16 protein-coding genes are annotated in these 13864 nt (G+C 41.5%); 10 read left to right on the top strand and 6 right to left on the bottom strand.

Annotation, left to right across the window (positions count from 1 at the left end; translation table 11 throughout):
* Positions 1-49 precede the first annotated feature (49 nt).
* Together V7L01_RS26485 and V7L01_RS26480 are read right to left on the bottom strand one after the other, a co-directional pair.
* A complete protein-coding gene (locus tag V7L01_RS26485; protein WP_335040089.1) occupies positions 50-724 on the bottom strand; it encodes a response regulator transcription factor in 675 nt (224 codons plus the stop codon).
* A 192-nt stretch (positions 725-916) separates the two neighbouring features.
* Complete coding sequence (locus tag V7L01_RS26480) at positions 917-1204, bottom strand: Mo-dependent nitrogenase C-terminal domain-containing protein (RefSeq protein ID WP_335040086.1); 288 nt, start codon at positions 1202-1204, stop codon at positions 917-919.
* Between the two features lie 316 nt (positions 1205-1520).
* On the opposite strand from V7L01_RS26480, the gene V7L01_RS26475 reads away from it, so the two are divergent.
* Positions 1521-2138, top strand: a complete 618-nt coding sequence (locus tag V7L01_RS26475; RefSeq protein ID WP_335040084.1) for a class I SAM-dependent methyltransferase — start codon at positions 1521-1523, stop codon at positions 2136-2138.
* Between the two features lie 82 nt (positions 2139-2220).
* On the opposite strand, the gene V7L01_RS26470 is transcribed toward V7L01_RS26475, so the two are convergent.
* Positions 2221-2733, bottom strand: a complete 513-nt coding sequence (locus V7L01_RS26470; RefSeq protein ID WP_335040083.1) for a GNAT family N-acetyltransferase — start codon at positions 2731-2733, stop codon at positions 2221-2223.
* A 269-nt stretch (positions 2734-3002) separates the two neighbouring features.
* On the opposite strand from V7L01_RS26470, the gene V7L01_RS26465 reads away from it, so the two are divergent.
* The 6 genes from V7L01_RS26465 (at position 3003) to V7L01_RS26440 (ending at position 7551) form a co-directional block, all read left to right on the top strand.
* Positions 3003-3194, top strand: coding sequence for a hypothetical protein (locus tag V7L01_RS26465; RefSeq protein ID WP_335040082.1), 192 nt, complete (start codon positions 3003-3005; stop codon positions 3192-3194).
* Between the two features lie 453 nt (positions 3195-3647).
* The gene (locus V7L01_RS26460; protein ID WP_335040080.1) at positions 3648-3977 is read left to right on the top strand and encodes a hypothetical protein; all 330 of its coding nucleotides are present in this window, start codon (positions 3648-3650) and stop codon (positions 3975-3977) included.
* 65 nt (positions 3978-4042) lie between these two features.
* Positions 4043-4591, top strand: coding sequence for a GIY-YIG nuclease family protein (locus V7L01_RS26455; protein ID WP_335040078.1), 549 nt, complete (start codon positions 4043-4045; stop codon positions 4589-4591).
* 47 nt (positions 4592-4638) lie between these two features.
* On the top strand, positions 4639-6096 hold the full coding sequence (locus V7L01_RS26450) for a protein kinase domain-containing protein (RefSeq protein ID WP_335040075.1): 1458 nt from the start codon (positions 4639-4641) through the stop codon (positions 6094-6096).
* Positions 6097-6896: 800 nt separating this feature from the next.
* Entirely contained in the window at positions 6897-7256 is a 360-nt protein-coding gene (locus V7L01_RS26445; RefSeq protein WP_335040827.1) for a Mo-dependent nitrogenase C-terminal domain-containing protein, read from the top strand.
* Positions 7257-7278: 22 nt separating this feature from the next.
* On the top strand, positions 7279-7551 hold the full coding sequence (locus V7L01_RS26440) for a cupin domain-containing protein (RefSeq protein ID WP_335040073.1): 273 nt from the start codon (positions 7279-7281) through the stop codon (positions 7549-7551).
* 62 nt (positions 7552-7613) lie between these two features.
* Here V7L01_RS26440 and V7L01_RS26435 read toward each other — a convergent pair whose 3' ends face one another.
* Positions 7614-8174, bottom strand: coding sequence for a hypothetical protein (locus V7L01_RS26435; RefSeq protein ID WP_335040071.1), 561 nt, complete (start codon positions 8172-8174; stop codon positions 7614-7616).
* A 106-nt stretch (positions 8175-8280) separates the two neighbouring features.
* On the opposite strand from V7L01_RS26435, the gene V7L01_RS26430 reads away from it, so the two are divergent.
* Complete coding sequence (locus tag V7L01_RS26430) at positions 8281-9027, top strand: creatininase family protein (RefSeq protein ID WP_335040069.1); 747 nt, start codon at positions 8281-8283, stop codon at positions 9025-9027.
* Between the two features lie 332 nt (positions 9028-9359).
* Here the strand turns inward: V7L01_RS26430 and V7L01_RS26425 are convergent, their stop codons facing one another.
* Both V7L01_RS26425 and V7L01_RS26420 read right to left on the bottom strand, forming a co-directional pair.
* Positions 9360-9695, bottom strand: coding sequence for a type II toxin-antitoxin system RelE family toxin (locus tag V7L01_RS26425; protein WP_335040067.1), 336 nt, complete (start codon positions 9693-9695; stop codon positions 9360-9362).
* On the bottom strand, positions 9685-9948 hold the full coding sequence (locus tag V7L01_RS26420; protein ID WP_335040065.1) for a type II toxin-antitoxin system Phd/YefM family antitoxin: 264 nt from the start codon (positions 9946-9948) through the stop codon (positions 9685-9687). The genes V7L01_RS26425 and V7L01_RS26420 overlap by 11 nt, the downstream gene beginning before the upstream one ends.
* Positions 9949-10107: 159 nt before the next feature.
* Here V7L01_RS26420 and V7L01_RS26415 point away from each other — a divergent pair, with 159 nt between their 5' ends.
* Positions 10108-11115: a zinc-dependent alcohol dehydrogenase family protein gene (locus tag V7L01_RS26415; protein ID WP_335040063.1), complete on the top strand. Its 1008-nt coding sequence runs from the start codon at positions 10108-10110 to the stop codon at positions 11113-11115.
* 9 nt (positions 11116-11124) lie between these two features.
* Positions 11125-13392, top strand: coding sequence for a pentapeptide repeat-containing protein (locus V7L01_RS26410; protein ID WP_335040061.1), 2268 nt, complete (start codon positions 11125-11127; stop codon positions 13390-13392).
* The last annotated feature ends 472 nt before the right edge of the window (positions 13393-13864 follow it).

Below are 13864 nucleotides of genomic sequence, written 5' to 3'. Positions count from 1 at the left end.
AAGAGCAACACCCCGCCCCTCTGCCTCTTTTCAATGCCCCGTCCCAAATTCAATCATGCAATGTGTAACCGACACCACTCACAGTTTGAATAAGGCACTTTTCGTTATTGGCTTCAAGTTTCAGCCGCAGGTAACGAATGTAAGCTTCGATGATGTTGGCATCACCCATGAAGCCGTAACCCCAGACTTCTTCTAAAATGCGATCGCAGGTAATTACCTGTCGCGGATGGGCCAGTAAATATTCTAGTAAATCAAATTCCTTAGCAGTTAACTCAATTAACCTCCGATCTCGGAACACTTGCCGCGTGCGACGATTTAAAGTTAGGTCTTTAAATTCTAAAACATCTGCCCCGTCTACTTGCTGGCTTCTTCGCAAGCGATCGCTAACTCTGGCTAATAATTCATCAACGCTGAAGGGTTTAACGAGATAATCATCAGCAACAGCGTCTAAGCCTGCAATGCGATCGCTCACTTCATCTTTGACGGTTAATAAGATTATCGGCACTTTCTCAGCAATACTTCGCAGGCGGCGGCAAATTTCCAACCCCGATAAACCGGGCAACATCCAGTCTAAAATTACTAAATCCAGATGTAACTCACGCGCTGCGGTGAGTGCAGTTAATCCATCGTAGGCAATACTGACTTGATAGCCTTCATAATTCAATTGCAATTCGATAAATTGTGCCAGTTTGACTTCATCTTCAACCAGTAAGATGTGCGTCATGATGATGTTAATGATTTCAGCAGGATACGGTAAGCAACAATACGGTCTGAAAACACTTTCGCGAGGTGTCGGCTACTTAATAGCCAAACATCTAATTAGGTGTACGTTAGCTTAGTATAAACCTGAGTAAGTAACAACCGTAAGTCTGCAATTACCGATGGCGGCTCGATCGAACAAGGATTCAACTGGCTATTAGCAATAGACTGTGACATCTTCACCGCATTCATCGGCAAGATAACAGAGCGCTTTAAAACGCAAACCAACCACTTCTTCGTATAGGGGATTTAATTTACACATCGGAGGAATGTGAAATAGCTTCCGGCCAAACAGCTTGATGTCTCGCTCAAAGGGACACTGAGCAGGAATAGCTTTGCACAGGAAATGAGCTAATTTGGAGTTATGAATTTCTATCGTTTCCAACCACTCGCGGACTGGATGCAGTAAATCGTTGTGTAACCGGGTTTGAGTAAAACTTGTCATAATTTTTCACCTTAATAATTTCAAGCTAGATTGAGTTTGTTGTATTTGAACCTCTATAAATAGATACGGTTAGGTTCTATAGTTTTATGCACTTATTGCTCGTTATTTGCTTCTCTACAGAGATAGAATGAGTCTCTAGCTATACTGTTAACTACAGATTCAATTGCCAAAATTCCGGATGATTTACCAAGGCGAGCATAAGTAGCCAAACGCTAGGCTAGATGCTGCCAGACTGCAAAGCTATAACCCACTTCTTGGAGGCGCAGCTAAACTTACCCAAAAAAAGCATCAAGCTTCAGGGAAGCTGCGAAAACTAATGACTAATGACTTTTTTAGTAACAAAAAGTTCCTTTTTGACCGATGGGCACCAAGTTACGACTGGCTCTTTCCTTCAGTGTTTTATCGAGCCATTCACAAACGGTTGCTGGAGTACGTCGATTTACCAGAGTCAGCAAATGCACTTGATATCGGCTGTGGTACTGGACGCTTACTTGAGCGTCTTGCTACTCAGTTTCCCGACATGCAAGCGATCGGATTGGATTTATCTGCTAATATGTTGCGGGTAGCCAGACAGAGCAACCGCCACCGTCCACGTTTAATTTATGTCGAGGGTAAAGCTGAGTCTCTTCCCTTTGCTGATGGTCAATTTGATGCTGTTTTCAGCACTATCAGCTTTTTGCATTATTTGGAACCTAAACAGGTGGTTAGTGAGATAGCACGGGTACTTTCTCCCGGTGGACGCTTCTACTTGGTTGATTTTACCTTCATAAAAGAGACAGAACCTCAATTATTGCCAGTCTCTCCCCTTGGGATTAGATTCTACAGCCCTAATCAACGTCAACTTCTTGGCTCCTCGGCTGGGTTATTGTGTTTGAATCACCACTATTTACTAGGGCCTGTGTTGCTAACGATTTTTGCTAAACCTCAGATTTAAAAATGGGGAGTGGGGAATAGGCGAAAGTAAAAGGTTGAAAACAGCTTGTATCAAGCCTTTTCCTGCATATTTTAATTACGAATTACGAATTATCTCGATGTTTCATAAACACCACAGGAACTCTGAACAGCCTTTTAGCTAATTGCGAGAATCTGAATTTCTCCTTGAGCGTAGACTTGCCTTTTGTTTTGGGGAATTGTGGTAAGTCTTCAAAAGATATTGGCACAAAGTCAAAGCGACTGTAAAACTGCGCCAATCGTTCACCTAAACATTCAAGATAAAGTGGTTGCGTTGCTGTATTAATCAAATGCTGGGTTAGCAAAGTACCCAAACCGCGACCTCTCCAAGCTGATGCAACGACCAAACTGCCAAGTTCTTGTGCGCCTGAGAAATTACGTAGCTGTCCACAAGCTACCAGATTGCGTAGGCAATGCCTGCCGTAGGTATCGCATTCAACTACCCAAAATTGCTGCCAATTTAACTGGGTTGGGTCGAGTTTCGCTGAAAACACCAGCAATCGAATCGACCACTGATCCCCAGAGGTTGCCTTGCGAAGCATACACCCAGATGGTAACGATAGATTGCTCTGATTCATTAATTACACAATGATTAGTTTGTATCACAACGATCGCATCATATTATTCACCTAGTACAGGCAGGCAAAAATAAACCTCCCTTAACCATAGAAAGCGCTGTAAGCTTAAAAAACTCTACATTTCTGGATTTTTTTCAGTATACATGAGTAGTACTAAACAATACTTTCGATAGAGGTAGAAATCAGCCATAACTATATCTGGATAGATGCACTTCCACTCCTAATCTTCTTAAGATGATAGCAACAATAAAATTATTAGGAATGTAATAATGTCTGAACCACAAAAAGCTGGTAGCCAAGAAGATACACCCGCTTCTGGTAATTACGAAACCACTGTTGACGAAAGTAAGCGCAAAACTGGCGATAATGAAAAGAGCGATGCTAAACCCACTGCTACACCAGAAGCACCAGAAAATGATTCTGTAGCAGGTAGCCCCAATCAAGGAACTGAGTCACGTTAATTGGTTTGAAGTTTACCAAGTTTCAATAATCTACTTGGGTTTTTCTAGTGAACCCGATTTACAAAACTTTGAGTGGATAGTTGTGGTTTATATCACGATTATCCACTCATTTTTGTTGTGTGAGAATCGTTTTTAGGGAAGGTGGGGGCTAGTGTGATAAGTGCGTAGGCGCAGCCCACCATAGGCTATCGCTTTAGGACAATATCTGAAGTTTGTCAGCACAACCTTAAGGAAAAATCATCTATCCTTAGAAATCTGCTAAACTTCACGATTCTTAATCACGCTAGCTTCCTCCTGTGGCTGACAGAAGTCACACAATCCAATAGGCTGATCTTAAAGTGGTAATTTTTCAGAAAGCTCATCTGCACGAAAAGGCAGGCTTCGTTGTCAGCACTTTTGGATTCTTGCCTATCCCATACATCACTTAGTCGTTAATAGCTACCTATACAGAAAATGTCCCTTAAAATCGTCCAGAACTTTGATAGCAGTTTCACTCTCGAAGCACAAGCTCAAGAAACTCTATTCAATTTATTGACCAGCGAGGCTTTCTTAAACCAAATTCGTCAACAGTTACAGTGCGAGCAAGTTAAATTTACAGAATTACTTTTCCAACCAGTTCCTTACAGCTTAACTACCACGAAAGGAATGCCAGCACAATTTGAAAAGTATCATGAATCTGATGAATACGCCATTATCAACGTACCACCAAATTTCATGTTTAGTGCTAAGATTTTTAAACCCAGTCGGCTTTGTGCAATTTACCAAAAAGTGGATAACGGATAATTTTAAAGATATTTTTTCCCTAGTTAGCAATTTTGAAAGCAAATAGTAAGTTTAATATTTGATGTATGGCTCTTGAAACGAATCTTTCTTCTTTGGCAGCCCTAGAATACATTCCTTACATTGACGATCGCGGCCAATTACCCGAACAATTTCAGGGTAAAATCGGTGTCTATGCTATCTTTGACCAAGAAAAAGTGCTGCAATTTGTAGGATACTCTCGTGATGTTTATCTCAGCCTCAAGCAGCATTTAGTCCGTCAGCCACAGCAATGCTATTGGGTCAAAGTTCAAACTATTGAACGCCCTAGTCGCACAATTTTAGAAAATACTGAAAATGCTTGGATTGCTGAAAATGGCAGTGTCCCTTGGGGAAATGGGGATCAAAAGGAAAAATGGACTCATCCCATTGATGTCAAAGTCGTAATGACACCTGAAGAACAGGCAAAATATCAACATCCAGCTAATGATGAATTAGCACAAATAAAAATTCTTAAAAATGTGGCGCGGCGAGTAGAAGCAGAAATTTCAACGCAATTATTAGAAGTGCGTGGTTTGCAAATGCAAATTCGCTTCAATCCGAAATTGAAAGAAGAAGGTTTACTAGATTTGAAATGAAGGTAGTTTTGGGAAAACTATCTTATGAATATTGCTTCTAATCTCCCATGACAATACAGCTGCTGAACGATCGCTATCAAGTTATCCGCACACTGGGCGCTGGTGGGTTTGGTGAAACCTATCTAGCTGAAGACACCTATATGCCCTCAAAGCGCCGTTGTGTGGTTAAACAGCTAAGACCGATTCACAACAATCCCCAAATTTACCAGTTAGTGCAAGAGAGGTTTCAACGCGAAGCAGCTATTCTAGAAGAACTCGGTGGCGCAAATGACCAAATTCCAGCATTGTATGCCTATTTCTCTTCAGGTGGGCAATTTTACTTAGTTCAGGAGTGGATTGAAGGCGATACCCTAACTGGAAAAGTTCAAAAGCAAGGGCTATTTAGTGAAGCCGCTGTTCAGGAATTATTCATGAATTTATTACCTGTCCTGGATTACGTTCACTCTAAGCATATCGTTCACCGCGATATTAAACCGGATAACATTATTGTGCGTCATCGGGACGGTAAACCTGTGCTAATTGATTTTGGCGCTATCCGGGAGTCGATGGGAACAGTAGTAAATTCTCAAGGCAATCCTACCAGTTCGATTGTGATTGGTACACCTGGCTATATGCCTAGCGAACAAGCCGCAGGTAGACCAGTTTATTCGAGTGATTTATACAGTTTAGGAATGACGGTAATTTATTTGCTGACTGGTAAACAGGCGCAACAACTACAAACGGATTCCCAGACGGGTGAAATTGTGTGGCGACAGTACGCGAGTCATGTTAGCCCAATTATGGCAGGAGTGATTGATAAAGCGATCGCATATCATCCGCGCGATCGCTATCCTACAGCTAGAGCAATGCTGGATACTTTGCAGAGCATAGCAAATCCAATTCCACCGACGCAACCCCTCTTAACTCAACCGACTGTAGTCTCTGCACCGCCACCTCAAACAGTGCCTGTCAAACCACAGCCTACCCCTCAAAGTAATAGTCAGAATAATATCCTCATCGGCAGTTTGATTGCAGGTGGGCTAATCGGTGCATCTGTGATTATTAGCCAAGTGTTACCAAAATCTTCTCAATCTACAGCAGACAAAACGGTATTACCTTCACAAACGCCGTCAACTGGCACAAGCCCCGTGATAGAAACTCCTAAATTTATACCAGCCACCCCATTTCCAACTCAATCTACATCTTCGGTAAATACAATATCGCCAGATGCTACCACGGCTGTCAGCACTTATTTCTGGCTTTCCCAAAGACTTGTAACTGATACAGATTTGGATGGGAAAGACGGTTTTGAACTAGATGTTATGCGAAATTCGATTTTTGCTAGTCACGGTCGCCGTTTTGATACTCCTGAAATACAAGATTACTTTAATAAGCAACCTTGGTATCGCCCTATATATTCACCAAAAGCATTTCCACCTAAATTGCTGTCAAAATTAGAGCAACAGAATGTAGAGTATATCAGCAAATATCAAGATCGTTACGGCTTGAGGTATTTTAAGAAATAAGATTTTTGTTATTATACCATTTTTTTGTAATTAAACCATTTCACAAAATATCTGATATATATGTAACGGTTCTCCTTTGCATAAACTACTTTTTTAAACCTCACCCCTAACCCGTCTCCTTAGTAATGAGAGGGGAGTATTTGCAGACCTCAAATACGGGATGAGGTTCAGACTGTATTGCGCCCAAGTGAGAACTGCTATATTGCTAGGGGCATAGTGCTCTACGTCCTTACACGCGATGCATTTATTGCAAAATATTCTTGTAAATGGTATAAGTTCTAAGTATATTAGCTTGGACTTATCAAAGAGTTTCTTGCTACTTATTAGATAATATCTAGGCTAGCTAGTGTAACATACCAGACAAATTACTAGATATTTAATAGCCTAAAATCGCTAGATATTAGAGGCTAATCCTAGCGAAGTCTATATGGAGTTAGAGCTAAACTGTTATTTTCTTACCCAAAGTCCATCTATAGATACTAGGCAGTTTTAGAACCAGGCATTTATATCTAATATATAAGATTGCTATCTCGGATATTAGCAATCCATAAGTTAAAGAAATGCCATTTTTATATTTTCTTTGTTATTTTGTATTTAACGGGACAGTTCTTCCTGATTTGGTGGGGTTAAATAACAATTAGTTAAACAATTTCCCCCCAAAGATGCATGTAAATTATTTGCCTTGTGCTTCTTTTACTGCCTAAATTTACAAGCATAATGCAAATTGCTTAACAGATTACATGTTAATATTCCCAATCGGCAAATAGTTCATCTACACAAGGAAAACCTTGCCTACTACTATGCTTAAAACAATTAATCAGCGTATTTTTCTGCCTGCTTTTGTTAGCCCTTTAGAAGAAAAGAATCAAAAAGGTAGTAAAAAGCAATTTGCTAGACCTAAATTAGATTTACTGCAACCATTACGTCAATGGGTGGATAAAATTGACATTCAGAATCGTAAATTAGCCAAACTTATTGCTAAACTTATTCCTGCCCAATGTCCATTTGAACGCGATATTATGCTTTTTGGTCGCAAAATAGGGCATATTCCGCCAATGTGCAAACTTAATCCGCTTTATAACGAACTTGTCTACTTGCGTTTTCGCGCTTTGTGTTATCTAGTAGATCAGTGTGGAGAAGATATTCAATCCTACTGCTGAACATAACTAGATAAAACACAATATGGAAATTAAAATTGAGCATCAACCCAAGGAAGAACGCCTCAATGAATTAGGTGTCTCTAAATGGGGAATTTGGCAAAAGGAAGTCTCAAAATTTCCTTGGACTTATGATTCTCAAGAAACTTGCTACTTTTTGGAAGGTGATGTTCTTGTTACTCCTGATGGTGGACAGCCAGTGCAAATGGGTAAAGGCGATTTGGTGACTTTTCCTGCTGGCATGTCCTGCACATGGGAAATTACAAAGGACGTGAAAAAACATTATTACTTTGATTAGTCAACAGAAAAGATTGATCCCCGTTGTTTAGTTGACGATCCACAATACTAACGTCTCAAAACTCAATTCTGATTTCTACTATAAGGGGGTTCGCAGCGAGTGTCATAGGATAAAGTGGCAGAATCGGTAAATTGCTTATATCCATATCTCTCGAAACTTGTTGCCACTCCATCGCCTAAACAATATTCATAGAAATAAATAGTCTCATTCCCTCCAAATTTGTCAGAAAGTTTCTGCCAGATTGATGGCTGATAACTAAAAATATAGTTGTAAAATTTTGCTGCCTCAGCTCGATCGTAATTATAACTTCCTTGGTATTGAGAAAAATCACCGTTGAAATTTAGCTTGATATATTTAACCTGATTGTTCACAAAGACGATCGAGAAATTGCTTTTAGGAAACTGACGAAATAGCCGCCGAAAGCTTTGTGGAGCATAGGTATAGCTAACGGTATCGCCATTGGTTTGTTTGGTAATATAACGGCCAAAATAGCGCTCGATTCTTTGAGGCGTTTGATTGAAAACATAGCGTCCCGCCATAGCAGAAGGGCTATAAATACTGTTGACGAGCAAAAATATTCCAGTTAATCCGATAAAAGTTTGCCAGAGATGATGGAATTTCATAGCGTCGCCACCACAGAAAATCTAGAGAGTTCATAATCATGGTAGTGGGAGTTTAGCAGAGAAAGGTTTCGTCCCACCGCAATTTTATTGAGGAAAATCATCAAAAATGTTACTGCATTTAAGTACTTGGCAAGAAGTCGAAGCTTATTTACAGCAGTCAAAGGGGATTATTTTCCCTATTGGTTCCACAGAACAACACGGGCCAACGGGGTTAATTGGCACTGATGCCATTTGTGCAGAAGCGATCGCATCTGGTGTGGGTGATGCAACTGGTGCGATCGTTGGCCCTACAATCAATGTGGGCATGGCACTGCATCATACTGCTTTTCCTGGCTCAATCAGTCTGCGCCCCAGCACTTTAATTCAAGTAGTGCGAGATTATGTAACTTGTTTAGCCAAAGCTGGTTTTAGCAAGTTCTACTTTATTAACGGACATGGCGGTAATATCGCAACCCTGAAAGCTGCTTTTTCCGAAACTTACGCGCATTTAGAAGATTTGCAAATTCCTAATGCTCAACATGTGCAATGTCAAGTGGCAAACTGGTTTATGTGCGGTTCGGTATATAAGCTAGCTAAAGAATTATATGGGGATCGAGAAGGTTCTCATGCAACGCCAAGTGAAGTAGCACTCACCCAGTACGTTTATCCAAATGCGATTAAGCAAGCATATCTTTCACCAGAAGTTGCAAGCGGACATCGGATTTATAGCGCTGCTGACTTTCGAGTGCGTTATCCAGATGGACGTATGGGATCAAATCCGGCTTTAGCAACGCCTGAACACGGTAAGCAATTTTATGACTTGGCGGTGAAAGAACTTAGTAGTGGATATTTGGAATTTGTGAACGCTGAATAAAAGTCATGGAAAGACGCTGTAGAGATGCGAGTAAAATTGCGTCTCTGCATAAAATATCTTGAGAATAGTAATATATATTTTTCCTTCTCAATACCCGAATGAATAGCACGTTTGTTAAGCACAAGCTGGTTATTAAAAACCTAAATGACATCAACATTGCAAAAAAAGTCTGTTACCAAAATTGTTACGAGTGCGTTGTTATTGGGCAGGTATTTTATCATGATATATAGTTAAACTCCTCACACCACACTGAACACCGCGAAGCATTATAATGTTTCGCGGTTTTTTCCTTTTCAAGAATGAGATAGGGACGATCCTTCATCAAGCATTATTCATTCCTCCAAGAATCTCTGCAAGAGTGTATAAATATCCCCTTTGTCACCCTCTTCCCGTAGTCCTACCCCAACTACTAAAACCACAACTTTCTCTAGTTCTACTTTATAAATAATTCTGTAGCGTTGACCGACAGCCCTGACACTGCGATATCCCTTAAGCTTCTCAACTAGAGGTTTTCCCTGCTTTTCTGGATCTGTTTTGAGTTTGTCTATTCTATCGCTCAAAGATTTCTGATGACGCCGATCCTTAACACCAGCCAACATTTCTAAAGCTAGTGCCGTCAGTTCAATTTCATACTCTGTGTTAACGGGTTGTGGTATATCAGAGTCCAAGTTTGGCTTTTGCTTCCTTCCAGCTAATGGTTTCTTGCCGTTCTCCTTGGCTTATACTCTCCTGTAGCTGATGGGCAAACTCCCGATCGGATAAGATTGCCAGAGTTTCTAACAAAGATTCAAATTGTTCAAAGCTAAGTGCTGCCATTACTGGCTTACCATGCTTGGTGATGATAACTGGCTCATCTTTCAACTCATTCGGCAACTCTAATAGTTGTCGTCGAGCTTCCGTAACGGTTAGGTACTTTGGCATATCAATAAGTGTACATTTAAATGTACATTTATTATAACCTTAAGGCAATGTCTAAGACGGGCTACGCCTACGCAGTTTTCCCTCAGACATAACTTTGTATCCCCCCTCTTACGCTAAAGTTGCAAATGAACGTGCATCTAAAGCCAGGAGGAAAGAGTTGTGAAAGCAGTCTTGATGACAGCAGCTGGCAGTCCCGAAGTTCTGCAAGTACAGGAAGTGCCAAACCCTGCTGTTCCTGTAGGGAATACTGAACTTTTAGTGCGTTTGGTGGCGGCTGGGATTAACCCAATTGACACTAAACTTCGTAGCCGAGGCACTTTCTACCCCGATCGCACGCCGACAATTTTAGGATGCGATGGTGCAGGTATTGTGGAAGCGGTGGGTGCTAGCGTTCAGCGTTTTCGCCCAGGCGATGAAGTATATTTTTGCTATGGTGGCTTGGGCGCACACCAAGGTAATTATGCTGAATATACCGTTGTGGATGAGCGGTTTGTGGCACGGAAACCTGCCTCTATCTCCTTTGCCGAAGCAGCAGCAGCGCCTTTGGCGTTAATCACCGCTTGGGAAGCTTTATATGAACGGGGACGATTGGAACCTGGGGAACGGGTTTTGATTCATGCGGGTGCTGGTGGTGTCGGGCATGTAGCAATTCAATTGGCGAAACTCAAAGGTGCTACTGTTTCTACCACAGTGGGTTCTGAGGAAAAAGCTAATTTTGTCAAAGAACTCGGTGCCGATAATGTAATTTTTTACAAACAAACAGACTTTGTACAAGCAGCATTAGATTGGACTGGCGGCGAAGGCGTAGACTTGGCTTTTGATACCGTAGGCGGCGAAACCTTTCACAAAACCTTCCCCGCAGTGCGAGTGTATGGCGATATTGTGACGATTCTCGAACCAGATGCCAATACTGTTTGGAAAACTGCTAGACTACGCAATCTCCGCATTGGTTTAGAATTAATGCTGGCACCAGCGTTGCTAGGATTGGAAGACAGTCTCCAGCATCATGCAGAAATTCTCGAACAATCTGCCACCTGGATCGATGAAGGCAAGTTAAAAATCCATGTTAGCCACAAGTTTCCTTTAAAAGAAGCGGCTAAGGCGCACCAACTAATTGAAAGTGGGTCTGTGACAGGTAAAATTGTTCTGCTGATTAGCGACGAATGATCGAACAATTTGCATAAATTATTTTTTAAACGCATAGCCGCTTCGCCTTCCGCCAAGGTACATAGAGGAGTTTTTCTGCGCTCCTCTGCGCTTTCCTCTGCGTTCCTTTGCGTTTTTTTAATTCTTCTCCTCTTCCTCCCCCTACCTACTTGGGCAGCGCCAACGCAGCCAGAACGCACATTCTTAACTCTGGAATTATTGCAAGAACGACTACGCACACCCATACTCCGCGAAGGCAATTTGACCGTAGATTTGCAGAAGATGGTGATTGATTTGCGTCCAGAAAACGCCATCTTTCGTGATGCTTTTTACCAACTGCTGCGAAAAGAATTAAATGCAAAATCTTTAGGTTTAGACCTCAGCTATGCTCTGATTTTGGGTGATTTTGTGGGCAGCGATTTGGGTTTAAGAACACCCTTGTATGCTCAAGCGATTGCTGCCATTTTCACCACTACTGAACAACAAGAACTAGAACGTTTGCGCTTCGTTTGCTTGGATTCACTAGCGATGTCTGACGACAAGCTACTCCGCATCTACGCTTTACCCAACTCCAAAGATTGCCGATCGCTTTTAGGAAAAAAGTCAACTCCATCGAGTGAAATCGCCGTTTTTCGTGGTGTTTTGACACTGGTGCAAACTCGTTTCAATGGCGAAGTGAAGTTCTCCAATACATTTTTTCTTCAGTCTGTGGATGCCCAAGGTGCAACTTTTCTCCAACCCACTAACTGGACTGAAACCAGATTCGCTCGTCCCGTTAATTTTATCAGTGCTAACTTCCAGCAACCAAGCAATTTTCAGGGTAGTCTTTTTTTTGAAAAAGCTAATTTTAAAAAAATCAAATTTCAGGAATCTGCTGATTTTCAAGACAGTATCTTTGAAAAAACTGCCAACTTCAACGAAGCAAATTTTAAACAGTTGGCTAAATTCAATAGCGTGCAGTGGCAAGAAAATGCTGATTTTTCTGATGTGCGCTTTGCCAATCAAGTCCAGTTTACTAAAGCGAGTTTTAATCAGTTCCTCCTTTTAACAGAAGCAACATTTGAGCAAGCTGTGAGCTTCCGGGAAACAGAGTTTAACCAATTGGTAAATATGCAAGGTGCGAACATTCTTAACCAAGCAGATTTTAGCGATGCGATGTTTTCGACAGAAGCTTGTTTAAGCGTACCTGGTTTAACTTTTAACTCTAACCAAGCAAAAATTTTAGGTAATCCTGGTCAGATTGGTAAGATGTTCTGCATCCCTACATTGCAAGGTAATGAGAACATATTGCGGAATTTGGGGCAAAATTTTCGTCAGCAACAACAAGTTGCCGATGCTAATGAACTGGAATACACAAAACAACGACTGCGATTAGTAGAAATGAGCCGCCGTTTGACGGCTACAAATATTAATAGTGCCTCCGTTGCAAGTTTGATTAACCTGGGTTTTTCTGCAACTCAAGCCGAAGCGATCGCCCAGCGCCGTCTGGTAAAATCTTTTCACAAAAGCAGTGAGTTACTCACCTTAGCAGATATCGATTTAGAAAAATATACACAACTGAGCGATCGCTTAATTGTTGGCGAAACCCTGTCTATAGGTGGATGGTTACTGCAAGCTTGGAGTTGGTTGGCGTTGAGTGTACTGTTGTTGTTGAGTGGCTATGGTACAAATTTTTGGTTAGTGTTTGGTGTGGGAGGATTAGCGATCGCTTATTTCGGTTTATTATTTTGGCTAGTGGATCGCTATCGGCGGCTGCATCCCGTACCAATTATTCCCACATCTTACGAAACCATTTCGATATTAGTCAGTTTTAGCGTTTTAGAATTCTTGAGTTTACTAGCCATCTTTCGCAATGCTCAACAACCTTGGCTGACATTGGGGTGTCTTTTAATAATTATTGTCCCCGTGCCAGTGGCTTTATTAATCCGACTTTACCAACAAGGTCGTTATCACGATTTAATGAATGTTTCTTACTTCACAGAAGACGGCACATTTCGCCAGCTACGATTGTTGATTGGACGTTTGCCAACGATCCCAAGGAATCAGACATTTCGCGAACGATATATGCCTCTCCAAAGCGATCGCCGTTGGAACTGGCTCAACTACTATGATTTTAGCCTCAACAACTTAGTTAAATTAGGATTTAACGACATCCGCCTGCGAGACGAACACTTACCAGGTATAATCTCTGCACTTGCTTGGTATCAATGGAGTTTGGGTGTAATTTACATCACCCTAGTTTTGTGGACACTTTCGCGCACAATTCCAGGATTGAATTTACTGATATATCTAAAGTAATCTCATTTTAGATTTTGGAGCTAACGTAGTCTACAAAATTAGCGATCGCACTTCCTGATTTCTTTAGCAGGTTGAGTTACAGCAGTAATTAGCGAGAATTGATGCTGTCTGCGTCAAAGGATTTTTATGGAGACGGTTACAAAACTAATGCGTTGGCTTGCATTGTTAATGCGTCGGCTTGCATTGTTAATGCGTTGGCTTGCATTGTTAATGCGTCGGCTTGCATTGTTAATGCGGCGGCGGCCTTGTTAATGCGGCGGCGGCCTTGTTAATGCGTTGGCTTGCATTGTTAATGCGGAGACGGCCTTGTTAATGCGTTGGCGGCCTTGTTAATGCGTCTGACTTTTCACGTTATGTGGAAAAGCACACAAAAAACCTAACCCCCTAACCCCCAACTCGTCGCGGGAAGGGGGAAAATTCAAAGTCTCTCTCCTTTTAGGAGAGAGATTTAGAGAGAGGTTTTCCAGATACT

Origin of the sequence: Nostoc sp. (assembly GCF_036917095.1) — a bacterium.
Taxonomy (GTDB): Bacteria; Cyanobacteriota; Cyanobacteriia; order Cyanobacteriales; family Nostocaceae; genus Nostoc.
The sequence above is the reverse complement of the archived record's forward strand: the minus strand, read 5'-3'. Positions and strand labels throughout refer to the sequence as shown.

What these genes read in the sequence shown, in the direction of transcription:
- V7L01_RS26465 (WP_335040082.1), top strand. Translation starts at nt 3,003, where the DNA reads ATGTCTGAACCACAAAAAGCTGGTAGCCAAGAAGATACACCCGCTTCT.
- V7L01_RS26435 (WP_335040071.1), bottom strand. Translation starts at nt 8,174, where the DNA reads ATGAAATTCCATCATCTCTGGCAAACTTTTATCGGATTAACTGGAATA.
- V7L01_RS26440 (WP_335040073.1), top strand. Translation starts at nt 7,279, where the DNA reads ATGGAAATTAAAATTGAGCATCAACCCAAGGAAGAACGCCTCAATGAA.
- V7L01_RS26430 (WP_335040069.1), top strand. Translation starts at nt 8,281, where the DNA reads ATGTTACTGCATTTAAGTACTTGGCAAGAAGTCGAAGCTTATTTACAG.
- V7L01_RS26460 (WP_335040080.1), top strand. Translation starts at nt 3,648, where the DNA reads ATGTCCCTTAAAATCGTCCAGAACTTTGATAGCAGTTTCACTCTCGAA.
- V7L01_RS26485 (WP_335040089.1), bottom strand. Translation starts at nt 724, where the DNA reads ATGACGCACATCTTACTGGTTGAAGATGAAGTCAAACTGGCACAATTT.
- V7L01_RS26455 (WP_335040078.1), top strand. Translation starts at nt 4,043, where the DNA reads ATGGCTCTTGAAACGAATCTTTCTTCTTTGGCAGCCCTAGAATACATT.
- V7L01_RS26450 (WP_335040075.1), top strand. Translation starts at nt 4,639, where the DNA reads ATGACAATACAGCTGCTGAACGATCGCTATCAAGTTATCCGCACACTG.
- V7L01_RS26445 (WP_335040827.1), top strand. Translation starts at nt 6,897, where the DNA reads ATGCTTAAAACAATTAATCAGCGTATTTTTCTGCCTGCTTTTGTTAGC.
- V7L01_RS26470 (WP_335040083.1), bottom strand. Translation starts at nt 2,733, where the DNA reads ATGAATCAGAGCAATCTATCGTTACCATCTGGGTGTATGCTTCGCAAG.
- V7L01_RS26420 (WP_335040065.1), bottom strand. Translation starts at nt 9,948, where the DNA reads ATGCCAAAGTACCTAACCGTTACGGAAGCTCGACGACAACTATTAGAG.
- V7L01_RS26480 (WP_335040086.1), bottom strand. Translation starts at nt 1,204, where the DNA reads ATGACAAGTTTTACTCAAACCCGGTTACACAACGATTTACTGCATCCA.
- V7L01_RS26475 (WP_335040084.1), top strand. Translation starts at nt 1,521, where the DNA reads ATGACTAATGACTTTTTTAGTAACAAAAAGTTCCTTTTTGACCGATGG.